This window comes from Amycolatopsis mongoliensis, assembly GCF_030285665.1.
GTDB lineage: Bacteria > Actinomycetota > Actinomycetes > Mycobacteriales > Pseudonocardiaceae > Amycolatopsis > Amycolatopsis mongoliensis.
In genome coordinates, this window is sequence record NZ_CP127295.1 from 4,538,224 (window position 1) to 4,562,184 (window position 23,961).

Here is a 23,961-nt window from a genome sequence, read left to right on the forward strand (position 1 = left end):
CCGCAACCACCAAGTGACGGACGGTGCACGTGACAGAGGCGAAGGAGCGGGCCCGGGACCGGATCTCGCGCCGCCAGGTCGACAAGTTCGCCGACCGGCGGGCCCAGCTCGCCGCGTCGGCGCTGCGGACGCTGGCCGAGCTCGGCTACGCGCGCACCAGCCTGCGGGAGATCGCGCAGAACTCGGAGTTCTCGCACGGCGTGCTGCACTACTACTTCACCGACAAGGTCGACCTGCTGACCCACTGCGTGCGGCAGTTCGAGGAGGTGTGCGTCACCCGGTACGACGAAATCGTCGCCCGCGCGCGGACGGCGGCGGAGCTGGAACGCGACTTCGCGGCGGCGATGGCCGCGACGCTGCGCGCGGACGCCAAGATGCACCGGCTCTGGTACGACCTGCGCAACCAGAGCCTGTTCGAGGAGTCCTTCCGCGCCGACGTGCTCGAGATCGACCGGCGCCGCGAGGAGATGATCCACCACGTCGTCGCGCGCTACGCCGAGCTGGCCTCCGCGCCGGCCGCCGTCTCGCAGGCCGTCGCGTACGCGCTGCTCGACGGCCTGTTCCAGCAGGCCCTGCTCCGGCACCTGGCCGGCGAGGAGGACGCCGCGGCCGAGCTCGAACGGGCCGTCCCGGCCGTGCTGGCGCGCGTCGTGGTGGTCTAGGGGCCCAGGCGTTCGTGCGGGGTGCGCGGCGCCGGCACGACGAATGCGATCGCCGTCGCCACCACTCCGGCGAACAGCGACAGGTGCGCCGCGGCCGGCACGGCGCCGACCAGGAACAGCCGCAGCGACCCCGAGATCAGCAGGCGCCACATCTTCGGGCTCATGATCGACAAGTACCCCCGCCCGTCCGCGGCCACGCCGTGATCACCCGCCGGAGTGGCGGCGTCATTCGACTGTTTCGACGCGAAGTGGGGCCGCCCTGCCTGCCCGTGGTATTTCGCTGCGGAATCGGTGCGGCCACCAAGAATGTGGTCACCGGGAAGGGTTTTCCCGTTTCGCGTGGCGGCGGGCCCGAAACCGCGGGATAACGATCCGTTTGCCGCGCCATGATCGACTGGACAGCGGCGTCGGCACTGACGAATATTGATGCCCGTGCGGGAACGGCGAGGGAGGAACGGTGGACTTCAGTGCGGCGGACGTGGTCGGCGAGCTGAAGGTCCTGCGCAAAGGGAGGGGAATTTTCACCACACCGCTCGCGGATCGTGTCGGGCCCGCTTTGCGCGCCACATGTGGCATTTTGGAAGATGACGACTCCGTGGAGATCCGGCGTAAACTCGCGGACCGATTGCGGCCGCTCGTCGAGTCGTTGCCGGACGATCTGAAGATCGCGCTGCGGGCCGCGTTCGCACTGGACGAGCGGGCGCGGAAGCCGTTCTACCAGGAACGGGTGCACTGGGCGGCGATCACGCTCGACCGCGACGACCGGACGGTGCGGCGGCGGATCGACGAAGGAATCGAGCAGGTCGCCGCAATGGCCGTCGCGGCCGGTCCGCCGGATCTGCGGCCGCGCTATCCGAGCCGGAGTTGGCACACCGAAGAACTGCGCGTCACGCTCGCACTCGACCAGCCGGTGGCCGAGGCGTTCGAATTCCGCCGGGTGGTCGCCGACGCCGACGAAATCGCCGAGCTGGACCTGGCACTGACGCTCACCGCGGCCGGGGAATCCGGCGTTTCGGTGCGCGAGTCCGATCTGGTGGTCGACGTGTTCCACGGTGGTGTGCTGGCCGGCCGGGCGATGGAGTCGAGCGACCGGGTCGGGCTGGCGTTGCGGTTGCCGGAGCCGCTGCGGCGCGGTGAACGGCACGACATCGGACTGCGATTCCGGGCGAACATGCGGGAACCGCATTACATCTGCGTGCCGCGGCACCCGTGCGATCTGTTCGACCTGCACGTGCGGTTCGGTGACCGGGTGCCGGACCGGATCGTGCGGCTGGAGAAGGCGTTCCAGAACGACACGCGCTCGCCGCGCGGTGCGGTGCTGGAGACCGACGACGCGGGCGAGGTGCACGTCCGGTTCCGGCATCTGGCGCCGGGTTTCGCGTACGGGATCCGCTGGCTGCCGGCGGGCGCCGGGTGAGCGTCAGGGCCAGACCAGCCGTTCGAGCGCGTGGAGCGCGGACACGAACGGCTCGGGCAGCCGGACGACCTGCTTGGCGGCCCGCGCCTTGGCGGACAGTGCGGGGCTGACGCCGGGCGCGGTTTCGGCGTCGCGGGCGGCGTCGTCGACGAGTCCCGTCGCGCGCTCGAGCGGGCCGCGGCCGCCGAGGGCGAGCGCGAGCCCGAGATCGAGGCAGGTTTCGAGGGTTTCCGGGTGGGTCCGGCCCAGCAGGCGGAGCTGCGGTGCCCGGATGGTCTCGAGCAGGTCGGCCTGGCGGTCGAACTCGTGGAGCCGGGCGTGGGCGAGGCCCATGGCGTGGCGGATCCGGTGGTGCAGCCGGTGGTCGTCGCCCAGCACCCGGCGGACGGCCAGTTCGGTTTCGGCCAGCGCGGCCAGCGCCTCGCGGGGGTGGCCGCGCGCCAGCGCCGCCCGGCCGGCGTGGACGGACGCCGTGAGGGTCAGGGGACTCTTGACGCCGTGCCGGCGGGCGTAGTCCGCCGCGAGGTCGGCCGGGTCCCGGTCGGTGACGGCGGCGTCGGCCTGGATCAGGTCCGCTTCGGGGCAGTCTTCGACTTCGGCGGCGACGTCTCGGGCTCGCTTCGGCTGCCCGGCCTGGAGGAGGTTCCGGGCGTACTCGAGGTTCAGCTCGTCGCGGATCGGGCCCGGGGCCGCGAGCGCGGGTCCGAGGAGCGCGACGGCCTCCCGCGGGCGGCCGCGCAGCCGCCGGGCTTTCGCGGCCCGGTAGCGCTCTTCGCTGGTGGTGGGGAGGTGGGCGTGCCAGTACGTCCGGTCGGCTTCGGCGTAGTCGCCCTGGCCGTCGAGGGCCTGGGCCGCGATCAGGGCGGCTTCGGGGTGGCCGGGGGCCAGGACGAGGGCCTGCCGGGCGTGCCCGGCGGCTTCGGCGTCGAGCCCGCAGGCGAGTTCGACCCGGGCTGCCGCGGTGAAGTCCGCGGCGGTGGCTTCGCCGGTCGAGAGGATGGTGGCGTGGATTTCCCCGGCGGTGCCGGGATCACCGTGGGCTTCGTGCGCGGCCGCGACGGGACGCAGGAGAGCGACCCGGTGGGCCGTGCTGTGCTCGGCAAGCACGCGGGCGTGCTGAAGCAGCAGATGACGGCGCCCGGCGACGGTGGTGCCGATGGGTGGCGACGGGGGGTCGCTGCCGACGGCCGGGCCAGTTGCGCTCGCGCGATCGGGCGGAGCATTGCGGACTGCTCCGGCGCCGGGCGAGGTTCTGTTGCCGGTCGGGTCGGTGCTGGGTGAGGTTGTGTTGTCGGCCGAATAGCCGCTGGGCGAGGTACTGCCGCCGGTCGGGTCGCTGCTGGGCGAGGTACTGCTGCCGCCCGAGTCGCTGCTGGGTGAGGTGCTGCTGCTTGCCGACTCGCCGTCGGCCAGGCCGCCGAGCACCGCTTCCGCCGCCCGGCCGGGGGCCGGTTCCCCGAACTCGCCGCAGGCCACTTCCACCGCGAGGGCCTGCAGCCGCAGGTTTTCCCCTGCCCACACCGCGAAGCCCTGCTCGACCAGCTCCTCCGTCGCCGCCCCGAACGAGGCACGATCCCCCGCCACCCGCGCCACCTCCGGCGGGATCGGTGCCGGTGCCAGTACCGCGCCCAGCCGCAGCAGCTCCCGGGCCGGCCGGCCGAGCCGGACGAGCACGTCGCGGATCGCGTGGGGTGCCGTGTCCGGCAGCGCGTCCGGCGACGAGCCGGGCCGGTGCCGTGTGGTGAACGCCGTCGCCCGCAGCGTCATCGGATGGCCGCCGCAGCGGGCGACGAACCGGGCGTCCGGTGACCCGAGCAGCCGCAGGCCCTCCTCGAGCGGGAGACCCGGCACGTCCACCGTCGCCGTGGGCCGGCCGGTGCCTCGGCCGGTGAGCAGCGTGCGGACCCGGCCGGCCGGCAGCACGACCCGCTCGAGGACCGCCGGTGGCAGCCCGGCCGGGACGTCGTCGACCAGCACCAGCACCCGCTCGCCCGCGGCCTCGATCGCGCGCGCCAGCCGCGCGCGCAACCGGTCGAAGCCGAGCCCGGACGTGCCCGCCGCCGTCGCGAGGGCGAGGTGGAACTGGGGGAGGAAGTCGTCCGGGTCGAGGTGGCCGAACGGGCCCGTCCGCAGCACCCGGCCCCCGAACCGGCCGAAGAGGCACGCGTACTGCTCGGCCAGCGTCGTCTTGCCGATGCCCGCCGGCCCGCCGAGCAGCACCGCCCGGCTCGCGACGAGCTCCCGGTGGACCGGCCACAACGAGGAAAGCCCGGGCCCCAGGGCGACCGCGGACCGAACCCGCCGGAGGAGCTCCGGCGGCGATTCTTCCGCGACGATCGGCAGAACGCGGTCCGTGCGCAGACCGGGCGGGAAATCGGCGAGCAGGACGCGGGACGCCGCCAGTTCCCGCGCGCTCATGTCGAAATCGTCGAAGGGATGACCGCGGAAAACGCGCAGCCCGCCGGCTCGCAACGCTTTCTCCACCCGGTCCGCCGCCGCGGAACACAGGAAGACGTCGAACCGGTCGGCGGCCGTCACGGGCGTCCCGGTGGCGTTCAATGGGTGATCATGGCTTCGGTTCCTGACAGTCGGGTCGAGTCACGCGCCAAGGATCGGAACGGAGCCGGAATTCGCTACCGGACACCCCGGAACGGCAGGATCTGTCCACTATCTGACCCGTGTGCCGGGGATGACCGCCGGGTAACGCCACTGGGCCGTTTCTGGTTAACGGACAATATCTGGACAAGAACCACGCTGGTGCAACGTTGCTGGTCAGCGCCTCGATTACTCCGGTTGTCGGACCGGGAATCGTGGGATGCGAACAGGAGAATCGTCCCAGGACCAGTGTGGTCTTTTGTGGGCGACGGGTTACCCGAGAGCGGTCCGGTGGACGATGCGAGGAGGGAAACCCGTGGACACCATGACGGCGGAGACGGCGGTCGAAGGCTACGTCGTGCTCGACGAGCTACCGCGTCCGGACGGCAAGCTGACGAAGGAGCAGCTCGACCCGGTCGTGGCGGCCGCGCGCGCCGGCGACCCGGACGCGGTGCAGGCGCTGCTGCGGCTGATCAAGCCGACGGTCGTGCGCTACTGCCGCGCCCGGATCGGCGGGCGCGACCTGTCGTACCTGTCGGCCGACGACGTCGCGCAGGAGGTCTGCCTGGCGGTGCTGAAGGTGCTGCCGGGCTACCAGGACCGCGGCGGCTCGTTCCTGTACCTCGTGCGCGCCATCGCCGCGAACAAGGTCGCCGACGCGTTCCGCTCGGTCGCGCGGGACCGGTCCAAGCCCGTGCCGGAGCTGCCGGACCGGCCACTGGGCGGCAACGAGCCGGAGAGCTACGTGCTGGAGATGGACCTCGGGGCGCGGCTGGGGCGGCTGATGGCGTCGCTGCCGCCGCTGCACCAGGAGATCCTCTCGCTGCGGATCGTCGTCGGCCTCTCGGCGAACGAGACCGCGGAGGCGCTGGGCATCTCCGCGGGCAACGTCCGCATCACCCAGTACCGCGCGCTGACGAAGCTGCGCGCCATGATCCCCGACGGCGGGCTCTGAGCGTCACTCCAGCCATTCGGTGATGAAGTGATCGCTTTCGTGGATGTGCACGGCCTCGTAGACTCCGGGGCCGAGCACGGCGAACTTGTGCGGGGTGCCGGCCGGGACGACCAGCACGTCCCCGGCGCCGCCGTCGCGTTCGGAGTCGCCGACGGTGAACCGGGCCCGCCCCCGGATGATGACGAACGTTTCGGGGTAGGGGTGCCGGTGCAGGCGCGGCCCGGAGCCGACGACGTCGGTGCTTTCGCGGATGACCGAGATCCCGGACCCGACGTCGCGTCCTTCGAAGTTCTCGCTGTCGCTCACCCGGCCAGCGTAGCGCCGGAAAACTCCGCCGTGAGCGGTTCGGTGCAGACGCCGAACGAGCCCCGCCGGCGCCGGTCAGCCCCCGACGACCTTCCGCAGCTGGCTGAGCGCCCGGTGCTGGGCGACCCGGACCGCACCCGGCGTCGACCCGACCCTCTCCGCCGTCTCCTCCGCCGACATGCCGACCGCCACGCGCAGCACCACGATCTCCCGCTGCTTCTCCGGCAGGACCTGCAGCAGCTTCGCCATGCGCTCGCCCAGTTCGCGGCGCAGCGCGTGGCGCTCCGGGTCCAGTGAGGTGTCGATCTCCTCGGGCAGCTCGGCGACCGGCTCGTCCCACACCCGCGCCGCCGCCTTGCGGGCCGCCTCGACCTTGTGCCGGGCGATGCCGCAGACGAAGTTCGGGAACGGGCGGTCCGGCGGCCGGCCGGGCAGCGCCTTGAACAGCGCGACGCAGACGTCCTGCGCGACGTCGTCGGCCGACTCCGCGTCGAGGCGGGCGCGGCAGTACCGCACCACCGATGGCCGCGCCGCGGCCAGCAAGCGATGCGGGGCTTCTTCAACCGTGGTCATGGGTCCCCTCCCTCCGGGAGGGGAACTACCCGTTTTCCCCCGGAACCGACCCGGCCCGGGCGGATTCCCCGCTATGTCCGGGAAATCCGTGCCGGTGACGTCGATCCCGAGGCCGGCGCGACGGATGACCATCGGCGTGCCACGCCGGGCGCATGACCGTCGGCCTGCCCCCGTCCGGCGGGGGTTCCTCAGTCCGGCGTGACCGTGCGGTGGTGGCCGAACACCCGCCGTTCCCGCCGTGTCACGCTCGCCATCACGGCGGAGCGCGCCGGGGTGCTCGTCGCCTCCCGGTACTCCGGCGTGCCGAACAACCCCACGTCCGAGAGCTCGTGGAACGCCAGCAGCGCCGGGCCGTCGCCTTCGGCCAGCCGGTAGCGGCGGGTGCGGTACCAGCCCGGCAGCCGGTGCAGCAGCGGGACGTGCTCCTCGCGGTACCAGGCGTCGAGGCCGGGCTCGTCGTCCGTGGACAGCGCGACGCACACGACGACCGGCGCGGCGGGCACGACGGTCCCGGTGTCGTCGACCTGCGAGTAGACCCGGCGGTCCAGCGTCGCCAGCCGCCGGACGACGTCCTGCTCGCGCGGGCTGCGGCGGCGCGCCACCTCGTAGGCGGGGCTGCGCAGCGCGTCGGTGTCCAGCTCGTACCAGGCCAGCCACGCCGGCACCGCGCCGTCGAGCGCCCGGTAGCGGTGGCCGGTGCGGATGCCGGGGACGCGCAGGCGGGCCGGGGCGTGCTCGTGGTCGTACCAGTCGTGGAACTCCGCTTCGGGCACCTCGCCCGGCTCGGCGAACACGAACAGTAGTCCTTCGGTCATCGGGTAGTGTCCTGGGAAAGCGAGGAGGGGCAGTGTCGCGCGAGGACCCGGACGTCATCGACTCGGTGGAGAAGGCGTTGCGCCTGCTGCAGAGCTTCTCCGGTGAGGCACCGGCGATGAGCGTCAGCGAGGCCGCCGCGGCCACCGGCCTGACCCGCGCCACGGCGCGCCGGCTCCTGCTGACCTTCGAACGGCTCGGGTTCGCCGAGACCGACGGCCGCCGCTTCCGGCTCACCGCCCGCGTCCTGCGGCTCGGCTACGGCTACCTGGCCGCGCTGCCGTTCTGGGAACACGCCCAGTCGCACATGCGCGCCCTCTCCGACGAGGTCCGCGAGTCCAGCTCGCTCGCCACGCTCGACGGCGGCGAGATCGTCTACGTCGCCCGCGTGCCCGCGTCGCGGATGATGACGATCACCTTCAACGTCGGCTCGCGGCTGCCCGCCTACCCGACGTCGATGGGCCGCGTGCTGCTCGCCGCCCTGCCGGCGGCCGATCTGGAGTCCTATTTGGACCGTACCGAGCTGAAGCGGCTCACGGCGAACACCATCACCGACCGCGCCGCCCTCGAGGCCGAGCTGGCGCGGGTCGCCGAGCAGGGGTACGCGCTGGTGGACGGCGAACGCGAGGAGGGCGTCCGGTCGGCCGCCGCGCCGGTCCGCAACGCCGGCGGCGGGGTGATCGCCGCGCTCAACGTGTCGGCCAACGCCGCGCGCGTCTCCGTCGAGAAGCTGCGCGCGGAGTTCGTGCCCCGGCTGCTCGAAACGGCCGACGCGATCACCAAGGACATCGCGGGCCTGCACTAGGACCCGAACCCGAAGCAGCGGACGGGATTCTCGACCAGCAACCGGTGCCGGTCCGCCTCGGTGAAGGAAGCCAGCACGGTCACCAGGTCGGCGTCGTCGGGATCGAACCCGTGGGTGTTCGGGTGCGGGAAGTCGGTGCCCCACAGGACGCGCTCGGGCGCGTGCGCGGTCAGCAGGTGCATCAGGGCGGCGGAGTCGGCCAGCGACGGCGGCGACGTCGCGATCCGGTCCGCGCCGCTCAGCTTGACCCAGACGTCCCCGCTGTCGAGCAGCCGCCGCAGCGCCGTCACCGCGGCGCTTTCGAGCCCCTCGCGCAGGTCGACGCGGGCCATGTGGTCGACCACGACGGTCAGCCCGAGCCCGTGCACCAGCTCCTCGTGCTCGGCGATGCCGGTCCCGGCCACGTGCAGCGCGATGTGCCAGCCGTGCGGCGCGATCTTGGCGACGATCGCACGGATCGTCTCCGCCGACGGCGCCGGGCCGAGGTGCGGCATGAAGTGCAGCCGCGCGCCGCGGACCCCGGCTTCGTGCAGCCGGGCGATCTCGGCGTCCGGCGTTTCCGGCGTCACGAGCGCGACACCGCGGTGGTCGCCGGAGGCGAGGGCGTCCAGCAACGCCGAGTGGTCCGTGCCGTGGCACGCCGACTGGACGATCACCGCCCGCTCGAAGCCGAAGGACCGGTGCAGGCGCTGGAGATCCTCCTTCGGCGCCTCGGGCGGGGTGAACGTCCGGTCCGGCGCGTAGGGGAAGCGGTCCGTGGGCCCGAAGACGTGGCAGTGCGCGTCGCAGCTGCCCGGCGGCAGGATCATCAGTCGCACCTCGCCGTCATGCCGCCGTCGACCACGAGCTCGGTCCCGGTGACGAACCGCGCCTCGTCGGAGGCCAGGAACAGCGCGGCGTACGCGGTGTCCCGCCCGTCGCCGGCGAACCCGAGCGGGATCCGGGCCTGCCGCCGCGCCAGCAGCGCCTCGACGTCGCCGCCTTCGCGCTGGTTCGCCAGCCGCGTCTCGACCATCGGCGTGTGCAGCTGCCCGGGGACGACGGTGTTCGCGCGGATCCCGTCGGGCGCGTGCTGCACCGCGAGCACCCGCGACAGCTGGATGACGCCCGCCTTCGCCGACGCGTACCCGACCTGGGCCGAGCCGGTCCACCGGATCCCCGACGTCGACGCGGTGTTCACAATGGACCCGCCGCCCTGCTCCCGCATCACCGGGATGACGTGCCGGCAGGTGAGGTAGACGCTGGTGAGGTTGTAGTCCAGCTGCGCGGCCCAGTCCTCTTCGGACAGCTCGGCGGGACCGCCGGGGCGGGAGCCGCCGACGTTGTTCACCAGGATGTCGACCCGCCCGAACGTCTCCCGGCACGCCGCGACCGCACCGGCGACCGACGCGCTGTCGGTGACGTCGCAGGTGTGCGTGTGGACGGTGCCGCCTTCGTCGCCGATCAGGGCGACGGTCTCGGTGAGGGCGTCCGGCTTCAGGTCCACAGCGAACACCTTCGCACCTTCACGCGCGAACAGCACCGCGGCGGCGCGCCCGTTGCCCCAGCCGGGCCCGACGCTGCCCGCACCGGTGATCAGCGCGACCTTGCCCGCCAGCCGCCCGGTCATTCCCGCCCCACCTCCAGGGCGACGAGGAACCGCGAAACCATGTTGTACGCGGCGACCGTCACGCTCAGCTCCACGACCTGCTGCTCGTCGAAGTGCGCCGCCAGCGCCTCGAAGACCGGCTGCTCGACGGCGATCTTCTCGGTCATGGCGTCGGTGTAGGCGAGCGCGGCGCGCTGCCGGTCGTCCAACGCGGACGGATCGCCGCCGCGCAGCGCCGCGAGCTGGTCGTCGGTCATCCCGGCGTCCCGGGCGACGGGCTCGTGCGCCGTCCACTCGTAGGCCGCGCCGTTGAGCTCGGCGACGCGCAGGACGGCGAGCTCACGGACGTCCGCGGGCAGGGTCGAGGCGCCGCGGACCGCGCCGAGCAGGCTGTTCCAGCCGTCGGCGAGGGCCGGGCTGTGCAGCAGCACGCCGTCCAGCGGGGTGAGCCGCCCGCCGCGCCGCTGCCGGATGCGGTCGGCGACTTCGCCGCCGTCGTGCACGTAGCCGAGCCTGGCCAAGGTGTCTCCCTTCTCAGACCGCGACGGACTTCGCGGGTTCGATGGTGGTGGGTCCGGGGGTTTCCCCGGCCAGTACCGCGCGGGCCCGGGCGAGGTCGAGCACGCCTTCCCAGCGGCTCACCACGATGCTGCCGAGCAGCTGCCCGCACAGGCTGACGATGCCGCGCATGGTGGACAGGAACCGGTCGACGCCGAGCACGAGCATGATGCCCGCGACCGGGACGACGCCGGTGGTGGAGAGCGTGGCCGCGAGGATGACGAAGCCGGCGCCCGCCACCCCGGCACTGCCCTTCGAGGTGATCATGAAGACCGCGAGCAGCGCGATCTGCTGCCACAGCGACAGGTTCACGTCGAAGGCCTGGGCGATGTAGAGGGATGCGAAGCCGAGGTAGAGGCAGACGCCGTCGCCGTTGAAGGCGTAGCCCGACGGCACGACCAGCCCGACGATCCGTTGGGGGCAGCCCAGGTTCTCCAGCTTCTTCATCAGCTGCGGCATCACGACCTCGTAGTTCGCGGTGCCGAGCGTGATCAGCAGCTCGTCCTTGAAGTACCGGTACAGGCGCAGGACCCGGATCCCGCAGAGCCGGGCGACCGCGCCGAAGACCAGCAGGCAGAACAGGATCCCGGTGGCCCAGAACAGCAGCACGACGCCGCCGAGGCTGGCCAGGGTGGCCGCGCCGAACTTGCCGGTGGTGTAGGCCATCGCGCCGAACGCGCCGAGCGGGGCCAGGTACATCACCAGCCGCACGATGCCGAACGTCGCTTCGCCGACGCGCTCGATCCCGCGCAGCAGCGGCGCGCCGCGTTCGCCGAGCGCCTTCACCGCGACCGCGAACAGGATCGAGATCAGCAGCACCTGCAGGACGTTGCCCTCGGTGAACGCGCTGACCACGGTCTTCGGGATCACGTTGATCAGGAAGTCGTACCAGTGCTGGGACTCCCCGGTCCGGACGTACTGCTGCGCGCTGCCGGAGAGCTTCAGCACGGCCGGGTCGGCGTGGATGCCGGCGCCGGGGCGCAGCACGTCCATCACGACCAGCCCGATGAGCAGCGCGATCGTGGTCAGCACCTCGAAGTAGACGAGGGCCTTGACCCCGACCCGGCCGACGCTGGCCAGCTCGCCCGCCGACGCGATGCCGGTGACGATCGTGCAGAACACCACCGGGGCGATGAGCATCTGGATGAGCGCGATGAACCCGGTGCCGACCGGCTGGAGGGCGGCGCCGACGCCGGGCGCGGCGAAGCCGAGCGCCGCTCCGAGCACGATCGCGACCAGCACGGTGACGTAGAGCTTGGTGGTGAAGGCACTGCGCAGGATCGATCGCGTCGACATCGTCGTCTCCGTCTGTTCGTCTGGCGTACATTTGCGCGACTGACGAACATATCCTGGGTGAAGAAGTCCCTCGGGTCAACCCCCGCGCGGTACGCCACGCGGACAGCTGTCCGGTTGGCTAGGCTGGGGCGGTGACCCCCATGCGAGCCGACGCCGAGCAGAACCGGGAGCGGATCCTCGAGGTCGCGCGCACGGCGCTCAAGGCGTCGAGTGCCGCCACGCTGCAGTCGATCGCGAAGGCGGCCGGCGTCGGCCAGGGCACGCTCTACCGTCATTTCCCCAGCCGGGAAGCGCTCTTGCTGGCCGTCTACCGGCACGACGTCGGCGAGTTGATCGACGCGGCGCCGTCACTGCTGGCCGAACACCCGCCGGCCGAGGCGCTCCGGCGGTGGTTCGAGCGGCTGGCGGCCTACGGCCGGATCAAGCACGGCGTCGGCGAGGCCGTCGAAGCCGCGACGCGTGCCGACCTCTCGAGTGAGTACTACGAGCCGGTGTGCGCGGCGATCACGCTGCTGCTGGACGCGGGGAAGCGGGCGGGGACCCTGCGGCCGGACGTCGACGCCGAAGAAATCCTGCAGCTCGTGGGTTTTCTCTGGCGTTCCGATTTCGGGGCGGACCGGGAAGCGCGCACCGCGCATTTGCTGACGCTGGTAATGGACGGCCTGAAAGCGCAGTAGTGGTGCGATCGACCCCATTCCGGCGCACGGGTCAGAGTTCCTGCTGCCGGAACGCGTCCAGTACGCGGCGCTCCCTTTTGGTCGGCCGGCCCGCGCCGCGGTCGCGCCGGGCGACCGGGATCGCGGTCTCCGGCGGCGGCTTCGGCGTCCGGTCCACGAAGCACGTCGCCGCGTCCGGTGCGCCCACGCGTTTCTGGATCACCCGTACCACGTCGAGGATCCTGGTCGTCCCGCCGATGCGCAGGCGGACCTCGTCGCCCGGCACCACGGTGGTCGCGGGCTTGGCCGGCTTGTCGTTGACGCGCACGTGACCGCCCCGGCACGCCGCTGCGGCGTCCGGGCGGGTCTTGGTCAGCCGGACCGCCCAGAGCCAGCGGTCCACTCGGGTCGACTCCACAGTCGTCCATCATGGCCCATTCAGCGGAATCCTCGCGCAACCCCGGGAGGTTACTCGCGGGTATATGTCGACTTGTCTGCATCGCTGAGTTATAACCTGTTCTAATATACCTCAACGGTGAGGACCATCACATGCGTGACGAACCCGTATGGAGAACAGCTTCTGGCACAGTTTCCCGTCGTCTTTTCATTGCAGGAACTGGTTCTATCTTGGCGGCCACGGCCGTAGGGGGTCGGGCAGCCGCCGCGACGTCGTCCGCCACCATCGCGGACGCGGCCCGCGTGCCCGCGCTGGTGATCGGCTCGGGCTACGGCGGCTCGGTCGCCGCGCTGCGGCTCGCCCAGGCCGGCATCGACGTGCAGCTGGTCGAAATGGGCATGGCCTGGGACACGCCCGGCTCGGACGGCAAGATCTTCGCCAACACGACCAGCCCGGACCAGCGCTCCTTCTGGCTGCGCACCAGGACGAAGCAGCCGCTGTCCAACTTCCTCGGGTTCCCCATCGACAAGGACATCCCGAAGTACACCGGCATCCTCGACGCGGAGGAGTTCGGCGGGATCATCGTGTACCAGGGCCGCGGCGTCGGCGGCGGCTCGCTCGTCAACGGCGGCATGGCCGTCACGCCGAGGCGGGAGAACTTCGGCGCGATCCTCCCGACGGTCAACGCCGACGAGATGTACGGCACCTACTACCCGCGCGCCAACGCCGGGCTCGGCGTCGGGCTCGTCGACCCCGGCTGGTTCGACACCGCCGAGTGCTACCAGTACGCGCGGGTCGGCCGGAAGCAGGCGCAGCGGTCCGGGTTCCCGTTCGTCTTCGTCCCGGACGTCTACGACTGGAACTACATGCAGCAGGAGCAGGCCAACACGGTGCCGCGGTCGGCGCTGGCCGGGGAAATCCTGTACGGCAACAACTACGGCAAGAAGTCCCTGCAGAAGACCTACCTCCCGCTGATCAAGGCGACCGGCCGCGTCACCATCTCCCCGCTGCACCGGGTGACGTCGGTGACGCCCGCGTCCGGCGGCGGCTACACGGTCGTCATGGAGCAGCTCAACACCACGGGCGCGGTGACGGCGACGAAGTCCGTCACGGCGGACAAGGTGTTCTTCGCCGCGGGCAGCGTCGGCACGAGCAAGCTGCTGGTGAAGCTGAAGGCCACCGGCGCGCTGCCCAACCTGAACGGTGAGGTCGGCAAGAACTGGGGTGACAACGGGAACGTGATGGTCGGGCGGGCCAACCAGATCTGGGACCCGACCGGCAGCCTCCAGTCGTCCATCCCGTGCGGCGGCATCGACAACTGGGCGGCCGGCGGCGCGTTCGCGGAGGTCGCGCCGCTGCCGACCGGGATCGAGACGTGGGCGTCGTTCTACCTGTCCATCACGAAGAACCCGAACCGGGCCCAGTTCTCGTGGAACCCGGCGACGCAGAACGTGGACCTCAACTGGCAGACGGCGTGGAAGCAGCCGTCGATCGACATGGCGAAGTCCATCTTCGACAAGATCAACGCGAAGGAGGGGACGATCTACCGCACCGACCTCTTCGGCGTGTACAAGATCTGGGGCGACCACCTGACGTACCACCCGCTCGGCGGCGCGGTGCTCGGCAAGGCGACCGACAACTACGGCCGGCTGGCCGGGTACCAGGGCCTGTACGCGATCGACGGGTCTCTGATCCCGGGCAACACGAGCGTGAACCCGTTCGTGACGATCACGGCCCTGGCCGAGCGCAACATCGAAAAGATCATCGCCACCGACTTCTAGAGTCTGCCGCGGCTGTCGTGAGTGTTTAGGGCGGTTCTAACCGCCCTAAACACTCACGACCGGTGGGAGGGCAGGACGCAGACGGTGTCCAGGCCCAAGACGTGGTTCAGGCGGCCGAACGCCAGCCACGCGCCGAGGCTCATGCTCAGCTCGACGATCTCCTGCTGCGTGTACTGCGACGACATCCGCTTCCAGAAGTCCTCGTCCAGGTTGTGGTGGTCGGTCGCGTACCGCTCGGCGTACTCGGCGGCCAGGCGCGTGCGCTCGTCGAAGAGTTCCGTGGTGCGCCACTCCGACACGGCGTCCGCGAACTCCGGCTCGACCTTCACGCCGTCGCGCTCGGTGCGCCAGTCCAGGCAGAAGATGCACCCGTTGATCTGCGCGATCCGCAGCCGCGCGGCTTCGAACTCCCGCAGGCCGAGCGTCGTGTGCGCGTAGACCGCCAGCGAGAACTGCGACGCGGCGATCCCGATGCCGGGCACCATTTCGCCCCACACGTACCCGATCGGGTCCTTGCCCTCGGGGATGTCGATGTTCACGAGCGCCTCCTTCCGAGCTTGCCGGCTGCCGGGCGCAGCGGGACGTCGAGTGCGTCGTACAGGCCGGGTTCCGCCTCGGCCAGCCAGTCGATCGCGCCGACGAGCCGGCCGACGGCGGTCGCGTTGCCGCCCGCCGACCGGTTTTCGCCCTCGTCGCTCGCCTCGATCGTGACCTCGATGCGCGGCCGGCCTTCGATGATCACGCGGTGGGCGCCGTCGCCGCTGGGCGGCGTCGGCCAGTCCGGCGCGCACGACGGGTGGATGCGCGTGACGTGCTCGATGACGATCCGCGGCTCGCCGTCGACGATGCCCTGCACCTCGAACCGCACCGCGCCCTGCGTGCCCTTTTCGAACTCGCCCATCGTCCGCGTCGTCACGGTTTCCTCGAGCGGCCGCCGGTCGAGCGTCTCGCGGAGTTCGTCCACTTCGACGCCGAGGCCGCGCGCGATCAGCCGGACCTGCCCGCCCCAGACCATGGACGGGACGCCGGTCATGAGCATCGGCGGGTCGTAGTCCATCGGCTGGCCCATGCCGACGAGGTACCGCACGGAGTCGGGCTGCTCGTAGGTCGAGTAGTCGAAGATCTCCTGGCAGCGGAGGACGTCGACGTCCGTGCCGAGCCCGCTGATCAGCAGCGGCAGCACGTCGTTGCCCCAGCCGGGGTCGACGCCGGAGACGAACAGCGAGCCGCCGCCCTCCTTGATCGCCGCCAGCACCGGGTCGCGCAGTTCCGGGGGCGCGTTGCGCTGGTCGTAGAGCGGGTAGAGGGCCGGTGTCACGACGACCGCGCCCGTCCCGACCGCGCGGACGATGTCGGCGAGCGCGTCGTCGAACCGGACGTCACCCGAAGCGGCGTAAACGATCGCGCGCGGGCTCGCCGCCAGCATGGCGTCGACGTCGTCGGTGGCGGCGACGCCCAGATCGCCGATGCCCGCCAATGCGCCCGCGTCCTTGCCGACCTTCGCCGGGTCGTGGACGAGCACCGCGGAGAGCTCCAGCGCCGGATGGGCGTCGACGGCCCGGATTGCCGCACGGCCGACGTTGCCCGTGCCCCACACCACTGTGGCGATCATCTGCCCGAGTTTTCGCGGTCGGCCCGGGTCCCGGAAGCGATTCGTTCCGGCCAGCGGACCGCGCGGACGCGGGTAGCATGCAGTGCGTCCGAACGTCGTATCGGAGGGCCCCGCGATGTCGATCGATCCGAAACCCCGCAGCCGCACGGTGACCGACGGGATCGAGGCCGCGCCCGCCCGCGGCATGCTCCGCGCCGTCGGGATGGGGGACGGCGACTGGCGCAAGCCGATCATCGGCGTCGCCAGTTCGTGGAACGAGATCACGCCGTGCAACCTGTCGCTGGACCGGCTGGCGCAGGCGGCCAAGGAGGGCGTGCACGCGGGCGGTGGCTACCCGCTGCAGTTCGGCACGATCTCGGTGTCCGACGGCATCTCCATGGGCCACGACGGGATGCACTTCTCGCTCGTCTCCCGCGAGGTCATCGCCGACTCCGTCGAGACGGTCATGCAGGCCGAGCGGCTCGACGGCTCGATCCTGCTGGCCGGCTGCGACAAGTCGCTGCCGGGCATGCTCATGGCGGCCGCGCGGCTCGACCTGGCGTCGGTGTTCCTCTACGCCGGGACCATCGCCCCCGGCTGGGTGAAGCTCACCGACGGCACCGAGAAGGACGTCACGCTGATCGACGCCTTCGAGGCCGTCGGCGCGTGCCGGGCCGGCCGGCTCAAGACCGATGACCTCGACCGGATCGAACGCGCCATCTGCCCGGGTGAAGGCGCCTGCGGCGGCATGTACACGGCGAACACGATGGCGTCGGCGGCCGAGGCGATGGGGATGAGCATGCCGGGGTCGGCCGCGCCGCCGTCCGCGGACCGCCGCCGCGACCACTACGCGCACCTTTCGGGGGAAGCCGTGGTCGGGCTGCTCGAAAAGGGCATCACCGCGCGCGACATCCTCACGCGGGAGGCGTTCGAGAACGCGATCACCGTCATCATGGCTCTCGGCGGTTCGACGAACGCCGTGCTGCACCTGCTGGCCATCGCGCACGAGGCGAAGGTGGAGCTGACCCTCGACGACTTCAACCGCGTCGGCGACCGTGTCCCGCACCTGGGCGACCTGAAGCCGTTCGGCAAGTACGTCATGAACGACATCGACCGGCACGGCGGCATCCCGGTGCTGATGAAGGCGCTCCTGGACGAAGGCCTGATCCACGGCGACGCGCTCACCGTCACCGGCAAGACCGTCGCGGAGAACCTCGCCGAGCTGGACCCCGACCCGATCGACGGCGAGGTCCTGCGCACCCTGGACAACCCGCTGCACCCGACCGGCGGCATCACCATCCTGCGCGGCTCGCTCGCGCCGGAAGGCGCCGTCGTGAAGTCCGCGGGCTTCGACACTGCCAACTTCGAAGGCCCGGCGCGCGTCTTCGAGCGCGAGCAGGAGGCGATGGCGGCGCTGAACGAAGGCCGGATCGAGGCGGGCGACGTCGTCGTCATCCGCTACGAAGGCCCCAAGGGCGGCCCGGGCATGCGCGAGATGCTCGCGATCACCGCGGCGATCAAGGGCGCCGGGCTGGGCCGCGACGTCCTCCTGCTGACCGACGGGCGGTTCTCCGGCGGCACCACCGGCCTGTGCATCGGCCACGTCGCGCCCGAGGCCGTCGACGGCGGGCCGATCGCGTTCGTCCGGACCGGCGACCGGATCGCCGTCGACATCAAGGGCCGCAGCATCGACCTGCTGGTGGATGCCGCCGAGCTTGCGCGGCGGCGCGAAGGCTGGGAGCCGCTGCCGAACAAGTTCCCGGAAGGGGTGCTCGGCAAGTACGCGAAGCTGGTGCGGTCGTCGTCCTACGGCGCCGTCACAAGCTGAGCGAGCGCGCGTTTGTCGACCTTGCCCACGTCGGTGAGCGGCAGCGCGTCGGCGAAGTCCACGTTCGCCGGGACGTAGTGGTCCTGGCCGAAGGCTGCTCGGGCGTGGGCTTTCAGGTCGTCTTCGGTCACTTCGCTTCTGGTGACGACGACGGCGTGCAGCGTCTGGCCGTCTTCGGTGGCGATGCCGAAAACGGCCGCGCTCCGGACCGCCGGGTGCGTCTCGAGGGCGTGTTCGACGACGGTGGTCGGGACCTTCGTGCCGTGCTCGCCGACCACGACGACGTCGTCGGCGCGGTCGAGCAGGTAGAGGTAGCCCTCGTCGTCGAAGCGGCCGAGGTCGCCGGTGCGCAGCCAGCCGGCGCCGATCTCCGGGCCGCCGAGGTAACCGTCCATCATGGACAGTCCACGGACCTCGACCTCGCCGTCTTCGGTGATCCGCGCCTCCATGCCGGGCACGATCCGGCCGACCGAGCCGAGCCGCTCGGGGTGGCCGATCAGTTCGGCGGCGGAGATGCTCGCGATCATCGGGGCTTCGGTGAGGCCGTAGCCCTGCCCGACGACCGGGCCGAAGACGTCGAGGGCCTGGGCGAGCCGGTACGGCGCCAGCGGCGCGGCGCCGAGGGAGAGCGAGCGGACGCTGCCGAGGTCGGTGCGCTTGCGCGCCGGGTGGTCGAGGACGGCGGCCAGGCGCGGCGGGGTCAGCGAGAGCGTGTCGATGCGGTGCTCTTCGATGGCCCGGAGGACCGCGCCGGCGTCGAACCCGTCCTGGAGCACCACGGTGTCGTGGCGCAGGAGGGCGCCGAGCACGGTGGCGTTGCCGGTCATGTGCGTCATCGGCGCGACGAGCAGCGTGCGGCCGGGGCCGTCGGGATTCGGCTCGAAGATGTACGCCATGCCGTCGTAGATGCCGCTGTGGCGGATGAGCTTCGGGGTGCCGGTGGTGCCACCGGTGGGGAAGAGCAGGCTGACGGTTTCGGGCGGGTTCAGCGGCTCGGGCTCGCCGTCGAGATCGTCGAGGGTGCGGACGTCGCCGCCGGGCCAGTCCCGGGGGCGGTCGGTGACAACGGTGGTGACCCCGGCGGCTTTCACCGCCGCCGGCCGGTCCTGCTCCGGCGCCGAGGCCGGGACGAGGAGCACGGTCGCGCCGCGCAGGAGGGCGGCGAGCTGGACGAGCAGCGTCTCGGGCCGGTTGCGCAGGTCGACGGCCACGGTTCCGGTGTCGCCCAGCCCGGCGTGCAGCCGGCGCAGGCGGTCGCGGGCCTGGTGGTAGGTCGTGACGCCGTCGGAGTGGAACAGGGGACGATCGCCGCCGTCGTCGAGCGCGGCGAGCACTTTCGTCAGGAAGAAGCTCACCGCCGGGACGGTACTCAGTCCTGGTAAGAGAGCTTCGCGAGTTCCTCGTCGAAGTCGAACCAGCCGGTCTCGCTGCCGGCGGGGATGACGTCGTAGGTCCGGTCGAGGAAGGCGGCGATCTCCTTCGCGGGCGCCTCGAGCACGGCGGCGCCGTCGGGGGAGGTGAGCTCCACGACGACCAGGGCGGGGTCGCCGGCGGGCCCGACGCGGACGTCGCCGTCGCCGCAGCGGGCGAGCAGGCCGTCGGCGAGCAGATCGCGCCCGAAGAGCCACCGGACGGCGCTCGGGCCGGCGTGCAGCACCACGGCGACCGCGTAGGGGTCACGGGTGTCGTACTCCAGCTCGGCCGGCACCGGCCGCGGACCGGCCCCGAAGGTGCGCAGGGCGAAGTCGAAGCTGGCGCTGGTCACGCTGTGCGGGTCGGCCATGGGGACCGCCTTTGCTACTCGTCGGTTAACTTCGTCTGGTTCCAGAGATAACGCATCGTGAGGTCAACGCCCAGCGTTCCGAAAAACTTTCACGCTCTGGGGTGATCAAGAAGTGCCCCAGGTCACCGTCGGCGTGGCCGAACGGGCAGTTTCCTTACTCAGGGTAAACAGACGTCCTGGAGCCGGTGCATAAGTGCAGTCGCTACACCTTTGGAGCGGGTGCGCCATCGTGGCCGGTGTACGACTGGATCCACTGCGAAGCTGAAGTGACTCCACCTTCGTACTCGGTGCGCGACTGGGCCCGTCGCATGACTGCAGTGACTTCACTTTCGCAGTCGATCCACGACTGAAGTCGCTCCGACATGTGAGCCGGTGAGCGCCCAGGGCACTGGGAGCGCTGGGAGTCTCGGGGGCGCAGGGAGCCGCTGCGCGCCGGGAGTGCCGCGGCGCTGGGCGTGCGGGGCGTTGTGAGCCGCTGCGTGTTCGGAACGCCCGCCGGGGTTTGCCCTGACGCGAGGTCACCTTCGCTGCGCCAACCCTGCCACTCACATGTCGACGCCAGTCTTTCGGAGCCCTCGCGCCGCCGGATGGGTCCCGGTGCCGGAGTTGCACCGTCCGGGTGGGAAGCGCCACCGCACACCAGTCCGCGGGGCCGTCCAGCCGCGAACGCCTCGCATCAGCAGGGGTGATGTGGAGGGTGCCGGGCATGGGTGAGCGTGGGCGGCTACGGCTGCATCCGGACGAAGAGCCGGTGCCCGCGGCGAGCGCCGAGGAACTGCTCGGGCGCGTCGCGGCGGGGGACGAACCCGCCTTCGCGGCGCTGTACGACCTCGTCGCCGGGCCGGTGCTCGGGCTGGTGACGCGCGTGCTGCGCGACCACGCCCAGGCCGAGGAAGTGGCGCAGGAGGTGCTGGTGGAGGTGTGGCGCAAGGCCACGAGGTACGTCCCGGAGCGCGGCAGCGCGCTGTCGTGGGTGCTGACGATCGCCCACCGCCGGGCCGTGGACCGCGTGCGCTCGCACCAGGCCGTGCTCGACCGAGAGGAGCGGGTGGGCCGGATGGACGTGCGGCGGCCGTTCGACGAGGTCACCGAGTCCACTTTGGCCACTCTCGACCAGCAGCGGGTGCGGCAGTGCCTCGCCCAGCTCACCGATCTCCAGCGCGAGTCGATCGTGCTGGCCTACTACAACGGCTACACCTATCCCGAGGTCGCCGAGGTGCTGAAGGTGGCGCCCGGGACCGTGAAAACCCGCATCCGGGACGGTCTGATCCGGTTGCGTGACTGCCTGGGGGTGGATCGATGACCGCCGAGCTGCACACGCTGACCGGGGCCTACGCGCTGGATGCGGTGTCCGATGTGGAGCGTGCCGGGTTCGAACGGCACCTCGGGGAGTGCGCGGCGTGCCGCCAGGAGGTGGCGGAGCTGCGGGCGACCGGTGCCTTGCTGGGCGTGGCCGAGACCGTGGGGCCGCCACCGGAGCTGAGGGCGCTGGTGCTCGCCGGCGTCGCCCGCACCCGTCAGCTGCCGCCGCGGGTGGCGGCCTCCCGGAAGCCCTTGCGCGCCAAGGCTTTCGGGCTGCGCGTCGCCCTGCTCGGGGCCGCCGCGGCCGCCGTCGTCGCGGTCGGGGTCGGCGTCGTCACGACCTCCGCGCCGCCGGCTCCGGTCGACTCGGTGCTGTCCGCGCCGGACGCCACCGCGATCCAGGGCGCCGGCGAGGGCAGCGCGACGCTCGTCGTCTCCCGCAGCCGGAACCAGGCCGTCCTGCTCGCTTCCGGTCTGCCCGCGCTCGACGCCGGGCACGTCTACCAGGTGTGGATGATCCGCGCCGGCGAGGCGCGTTCGGCCGGGCTCCTGCAGCCTCGGATGCTGATGTCCGACATCCCGCCGGGCACCGACCGGATCGGGATCACCGTCGAGCCCGCGGGCGGCTCGCCCGGCCCGACGACCCCGGCGGTCACCCGGATCTCCCTGACCTAGTGCCACGACTGGAGAACCATGAGCACGTCAACGGCCGAACAGGCCTCGCCGGCGTCCGGCGAGGCGCCCGAGCCCCGGCTGCGCCGCCGGGTGGCCGCCCTCTTGGGCGTCCTGGCGCTCGCGGCGGCGCTGGCGGCGGGACACCTCGTCGCCGGCCTCGTCGGCATCAACGCCTCGCCCTACCTCGCGGTGGGCAACGGCGCCATCGACCTGACCCCGGTGGAGCTCAAGGACTTCGCCGTCCGCACCTTCGGCACGTACGACAAGCTCGTGCTGCTCGCGGGGATGGCCGTGGTCATGGTCGTCGTGGCGGCGGTGGCGGGGCTCCTCTCGCGCCGCACGCCGTGGCCGGGGCTCGTCGTGGTCACCGGGTTCGGCCTGGTCGGCCTCTTCGCCGTGTACGAACGGCCCGACCTCGACACGCCGGCGCTGCTCGCCCCGCTGGCGAGCCTGGTCGCGGGGGTCGCGGTGTTCGCCCTGCTGCACCGCCTGGCCCGGCGCGACGCCGCGCCGGATCCCGCCGAGGGCTCGTCGCGCCGGACGGTGCTGCTGGCCGGCGCCGGGGTGGTCGTCGGCGCCGGGGTCGCCGGGCTCGGCGGGCAGCTGCTCGCCGGCAGCCGGGACGCCGCGTCGTCGCGCGAGGCGGTCGGGCGGCTGGTCCCGGCCCGGACCGCCCCGATGATCCCCGCGGACGCCGACTTCGCGAAGCTGGGCACGCCGACCTTCGTCACGCGCAACGCCGACTTCTACCGCGTGGACACCGCGTTGTCCATCCCGCAGGTGCGGACCGAGGACTGGAGCCTGCGGCTGCACGGCATGGTGGACCGCGAAGTCCGCTACGGCTACGGCGACATCCGCAACCGGCCGCTCGTGGAACGCACGATCACGATGACGTGCGTCTCCAACGAGGTCGGCGGCACCTACGTGTCGACGGCGAACTTCCTCGGCGTCGACCTCGCGGACCTGCTCGAGGAGGCCGGGGTGCGCCCCGGCGCGGAGCAGCTCTTCTCGTCCAGTGTGGACGGCTGGACCTCCGGCAGCCCGGTCGCCGCGGCGATGGACCGCGGGCGCGGCGCCATGCTCGCCATCGGGATGAACGGCGAACCGCTGCCGATCGAACACGGTTTTCCGGCACGGCTGGTCATTCCCGGGTTGTACGGTTATGTGTCGGCCACGAAATGGGTGACCGACCTCGAAGTGACGACTTGGCAGGCTCGCCAGGCATATTGGCTGAAACGCGGGTGGAGCCGGGAAGCGTCGATCAAGACGGAATCGCGCATCGACACGCCGAAGGGGTTCGAAACCGTGCCCGGCGGAAAGGTGCGCGTCGCCGGGATCGCGTGGGCGCAGCACACCGGCATCGACCGGGTCGAAGTGCGGATGGACGACGGCCCGTGGCGCGAAGCCATGCTTTCGCGGCAGGTGAACCTCGAAACCTGGCGCATGTGGTGGATCGAGTTCGACGCCGCGCCCGGCGGTCACCAGGTCGTCTGCCGGGCCACCGACAGAAGCGGCTACACGCAGACCGACATGCGCGCCGGCACCGTTCCCGACGGCGCCACCGGGTGGCACAGCATCAATTTCACCGCCCAGTGACCCGCATCACCCGATCGGATGGCAATCCGATTCGAGTGCAGCCTCGAATGACCCGTAAGAAGAAGTTCACAGCCGCTTTATTGGAGTGATTTTCGTGACCAAGCTTCGTGTCGCCGGAATCGGTTTCGCCGCCGTGGCCGCACTTTCGCTGACCGCGTGCAGCGGCAGCGACACCGCTTCCTCCGGGAGCTCCAGCAGCGCCCCGGCGCCGGCTCCGTCGTCGTCGATGGCCGCGCCGTCGACCGACTCCGCCGCGTCCAACGGCGTGACCACCAACGCCGACGTCTTCGGCCCGGCCTGTTCGCAGCTGCCGCAGGGTTCCGCGCCCGGCTCGCTCGATTCGATGGGCCCGCAGCCGGTCGCGTCGGCCGCGTCGACGAACCCGCTGCTGACCAAGCTGGTGGCGGCCGTCAAGGCCACCAACCTGGTCGACACCCTCAACAGCCAGCAGGCCATCACGGTGTTCGCGCCGGCCGACCCGGCGTTCGCCGCGCTGGGCGACGCGAAGTTCAACGAGCTGGCGGGCAAGCCGGCCGAGCTGGCGCCGATCCTGCAGTACCACGTCGTGGGCAAGCGCTACGACGCCAAGGGCCTCGAGTCGGCCGGCACGCTGGAGTCGCTGAACACCGCCGGCGGCCCGCTGAAGATCGAGGGCTCGGGCGAGAACATGACCGTCAACGGCGCGAAGATCCTGTGCGGCAACATCCCCACGAAGAACGCCACGGTCTTCGTGATCGACAAGGTGCTGACGCCGGGCACCAACAAGTGAGGCTTATTCTGGTTA

General features: G+C 71.6%; 25 protein-coding genes. 11 read left to right on the forward strand and 14 right to left on the reverse strand.

Annotated features, from left to right (window positions below):
* Positions 1–29 precede the first annotated feature (29 nt).
* Entirely contained in the window at positions 30–662 is a 633-nt protein-coding gene (locus QRX60_RS22160) for a TetR/AcrR family transcriptional regulator (protein WP_286002676.1), read from the forward strand.
* Here QRX60_RS22160 and QRX60_RS22165 read toward each other — a convergent pair.
* Positions 659–826, reverse strand: a complete 168-nt coding sequence (locus tag QRX60_RS22165; protein WP_286002677.1) for a hypothetical protein — start codon at positions 824–826, stop codon at positions 659–661. The genes QRX60_RS22160 and QRX60_RS22165 overlap by 4 nt on opposite strands.
* A 293-nt stretch (positions 827–1,119) precedes the next feature.
* On the opposite strand from QRX60_RS22165, the gene QRX60_RS22170 reads away from it, so the two are divergent.
* Positions 1,120–2,079, forward strand: coding sequence for a hypothetical protein (locus QRX60_RS22170; protein WP_286002678.1), 960 nt, complete (start codon positions 1,120–1,122; stop codon positions 2,077–2,079).
* A 3-nt stretch (positions 2,080–2,082) separates the two neighbouring features.
* Here the strand turns inward: QRX60_RS22170 and QRX60_RS22175 are convergent, their stop codons facing one another.
* A complete protein-coding gene (locus tag QRX60_RS22175) occupies positions 2,083–4,638 on the reverse strand; it encodes a hypothetical protein (RefSeq protein ID WP_286002679.1) in 2,556 nt (851 codons plus the stop codon).
* Between the two features lie 361 nt (positions 4,639–4,999).
* On the opposite strand from QRX60_RS22175, the gene shbA reads away from it, so the two are divergent.
* Complete coding sequence (shbA, locus tag QRX60_RS22180) at positions 5,000–5,629, forward strand: RNA polymerase sigma factor ShbA (protein WP_286003667.1); 630 nt, start codon at positions 5,000–5,002, stop codon at positions 5,627–5,629.
* 3 nt (positions 5,630–5,632) lie between these two features.
* Here shbA and QRX60_RS22185 read toward each other — a convergent pair whose 3' ends face one another.
* From QRX60_RS22185 to QRX60_RS22195, 3 genes are all read right to left on the reverse strand, one after another.
* A complete protein-coding gene (locus tag QRX60_RS22185) occupies positions 5,633–5,935 on the reverse strand; it encodes a cupin domain-containing protein (protein ID WP_286002680.1) in 303 nt (100 codons plus the stop codon).
* Positions 5,936–6,010: 75 nt separating this feature from the next.
* Positions 6,011–6,508: a sigma-70 family RNA polymerase sigma factor gene (locus tag QRX60_RS22190; RefSeq protein WP_286002681.1), complete on the reverse strand. Its 498-nt coding sequence runs from the start codon at positions 6,506–6,508 to the stop codon at positions 6,011–6,013.
* A gap of 188 nt (positions 6,509–6,696) precedes the next feature.
* Complete coding sequence (locus tag QRX60_RS22195) at positions 6,697–7,323, reverse strand: hypothetical protein (RefSeq protein WP_286002682.1); 627 nt, start codon at positions 7,321–7,323, stop codon at positions 6,697–6,699.
* 32 nt (positions 7,324–7,355) lie between these two features.
* On the opposite strand from QRX60_RS22195, the gene QRX60_RS22200 reads away from it, so the two are divergent.
* The gene (locus QRX60_RS22200) at positions 7,356–8,126 is read left to right on the forward strand and encodes an IclR family transcriptional regulator domain-containing protein (protein WP_286002683.1); all 771 of its coding nucleotides are present in this window, start codon (positions 7,356–7,358) and stop codon (positions 8,124–8,126) included.
* Here QRX60_RS22200 and QRX60_RS22205 read toward each other — a convergent pair.
* The 4 genes from QRX60_RS22205 to QRX60_RS22220 are packed head-to-tail and all read right to left on the reverse strand — an operon-like array spanning position 8,123 to position 11,568.
* Positions 8,123–8,935 carry an amidohydrolase family protein gene (locus QRX60_RS22205; protein ID WP_286002684.1) on the reverse strand — a complete coding sequence of 271 codons (813 nt, stop codon included), beginning with the start codon at positions 8,933–8,935 and terminating at the stop codon, positions 8,123–8,125. The two genes, QRX60_RS22200 and QRX60_RS22205, sit on opposite strands and share 4 nt — an antisense overlap.
* Entirely contained in the window at positions 8,935–9,735 is an 801-nt protein-coding gene (locus QRX60_RS22210) for an SDR family NAD(P)-dependent oxidoreductase (RefSeq protein WP_286002685.1), read from the reverse strand. Before QRX60_RS22210 ends, QRX60_RS22205 begins: the two co-directional genes overlap by 1 nt.
* The gene (locus QRX60_RS22215; protein ID WP_286002686.1) at positions 9,732–10,235 is read right to left on the reverse strand and encodes a carboxymuconolactone decarboxylase family protein; all 504 of its coding nucleotides are present in this window, start codon (positions 10,233–10,235) and stop codon (positions 9,732–9,734) included. Before QRX60_RS22215 ends, QRX60_RS22210 begins: the two co-directional genes overlap by 4 nt.
* A gap of 13 nt (positions 10,236–10,248) precedes the next feature.
* A complete protein-coding gene (locus tag QRX60_RS22220; RefSeq protein ID WP_286002687.1) occupies positions 10,249–11,568 on the reverse strand; it encodes a cation:dicarboxylate symporter family transporter in 1,320 nt (439 codons plus the stop codon).
* A gap of 140 nt (positions 11,569–11,708) precedes the next feature.
* Here QRX60_RS22220 and QRX60_RS22225 point away from each other — a divergent pair, with 140 nt between their 5' ends.
* Entirely contained in the window at positions 11,709–12,245 is a 537-nt protein-coding gene (locus tag QRX60_RS22225; protein WP_286003668.1) for a TetR/AcrR family transcriptional regulator, read from the forward strand.
* A gap of 31 nt (positions 12,246–12,276) precedes the next feature.
* On the opposite strand, the gene QRX60_RS22230 is transcribed toward QRX60_RS22225, so the two are convergent.
* Complete coding sequence (locus tag QRX60_RS22230) at positions 12,277–12,642, reverse strand: RNA-binding S4 domain-containing protein (RefSeq protein WP_286002688.1); 366 nt, start codon at positions 12,640–12,642, stop codon at positions 12,277–12,279.
* A gap of 209 nt (positions 12,643–12,851) precedes the next feature.
* On the opposite strand from QRX60_RS22230, the gene QRX60_RS22235 reads away from it, so the two are divergent.
* A complete protein-coding gene (locus QRX60_RS22235; RefSeq protein ID WP_286002689.1) occupies positions 12,852–14,402 on the forward strand; it encodes a GMC oxidoreductase in 1,551 nt (516 codons plus the stop codon).
* 53 nt (positions 14,403–14,455) lie between these two features.
* On the opposite strand, the gene QRX60_RS22240 is transcribed toward QRX60_RS22235, so the two are convergent.
* Both QRX60_RS22240 and QRX60_RS22245 read right to left on the reverse strand, forming a co-directional pair.
* Positions 14,456–14,941 (reverse strand): carboxymuconolactone decarboxylase family protein, encoded by a 486-nt coding sequence (locus QRX60_RS22240; RefSeq protein WP_286002690.1) that lies wholly within the window; start codon positions 14,939–14,941, stop codon positions 14,456–14,458.
* Positions 14,938–16,014, reverse strand: coding sequence for an NAD(P)H-dependent amine dehydrogenase family protein (locus QRX60_RS22245; protein WP_286002691.1), 1,077 nt, complete (start codon positions 16,012–16,014; stop codon positions 14,938–14,940). The genes QRX60_RS22240 and QRX60_RS22245 overlap by 4 nt, the downstream gene beginning before the upstream one ends.
* A 115-nt stretch (positions 16,015–16,129) precedes the next feature.
* Between QRX60_RS22245 and ilvD the strand changes: the two genes are divergently transcribed.
* Positions 16,130–17,821 carry a dihydroxy-acid dehydratase gene (gene ilvD, locus QRX60_RS22250; protein WP_286002692.1) on the forward strand — a complete coding sequence of 564 codons (1,692 nt, stop codon included), beginning with the start codon at positions 16,130–16,132 and terminating at the stop codon, positions 17,819–17,821.
* Here ilvD and QRX60_RS22255 read toward each other — a convergent pair.
* Positions 17,800–19,176, reverse strand: a complete 1,377-nt coding sequence (locus QRX60_RS22255; RefSeq protein ID WP_286002693.1) for a class I adenylate-forming enzyme family protein — start codon at positions 19,174–19,176, stop codon at positions 17,800–17,802. The genes ilvD and QRX60_RS22255 overlap by 22 nt on opposite strands.
* A gap of 14 nt (positions 19,177–19,190) precedes the next feature.
* Positions 19,191–19,604 (reverse strand): SsgA family sporulation/cell division regulator, encoded by a 414-nt coding sequence (locus tag QRX60_RS22260; RefSeq protein WP_286002694.1) that lies wholly within the window; start codon positions 19,602–19,604, stop codon positions 19,191–19,193.
* 706 nt (positions 19,605–20,310) lie between these two features.
* On the opposite strand from QRX60_RS22260, the gene sigK reads away from it, so the two are divergent.
* The 4 genes from sigK to QRX60_RS22280 all read left to right on the forward strand — a co-directional run bounded on the left by sigK (position 20,311) and on the right by QRX60_RS22280 (position 23,946).
* Positions 20,311–20,907 (forward strand): ECF RNA polymerase sigma factor SigK, encoded by a 597-nt coding sequence (gene sigK / locus QRX60_RS22265; protein ID WP_286002695.1) that lies wholly within the window; start codon positions 20,311–20,313, stop codon positions 20,905–20,907.
* Entirely contained in the window at positions 20,904–21,581 is a 678-nt protein-coding gene (locus QRX60_RS22270) for an anti-sigma factor (RefSeq protein ID WP_286002696.1), read from the forward strand. The genes sigK and QRX60_RS22270 overlap by 4 nt, the downstream gene beginning before the upstream one ends.
* Before the next feature lie 18 nt (positions 21,582–21,599).
* Positions 21,600–23,177: a molybdopterin-dependent oxidoreductase gene (locus QRX60_RS22275; RefSeq protein WP_286002697.1), complete on the forward strand. Its 1,578-nt coding sequence runs from the start codon at positions 21,600–21,602 to the stop codon at positions 23,175–23,177.
* Positions 23,178–23,271: 94 nt separating this feature from the next.
* Positions 23,272–23,946, forward strand: a complete 675-nt coding sequence (locus tag QRX60_RS22280; RefSeq protein WP_286002698.1) for a fasciclin domain-containing protein — start codon at positions 23,272–23,274, stop codon at positions 23,944–23,946.
* The last annotated feature ends 15 nt before the right edge of the window (positions 23,947–23,961 follow it).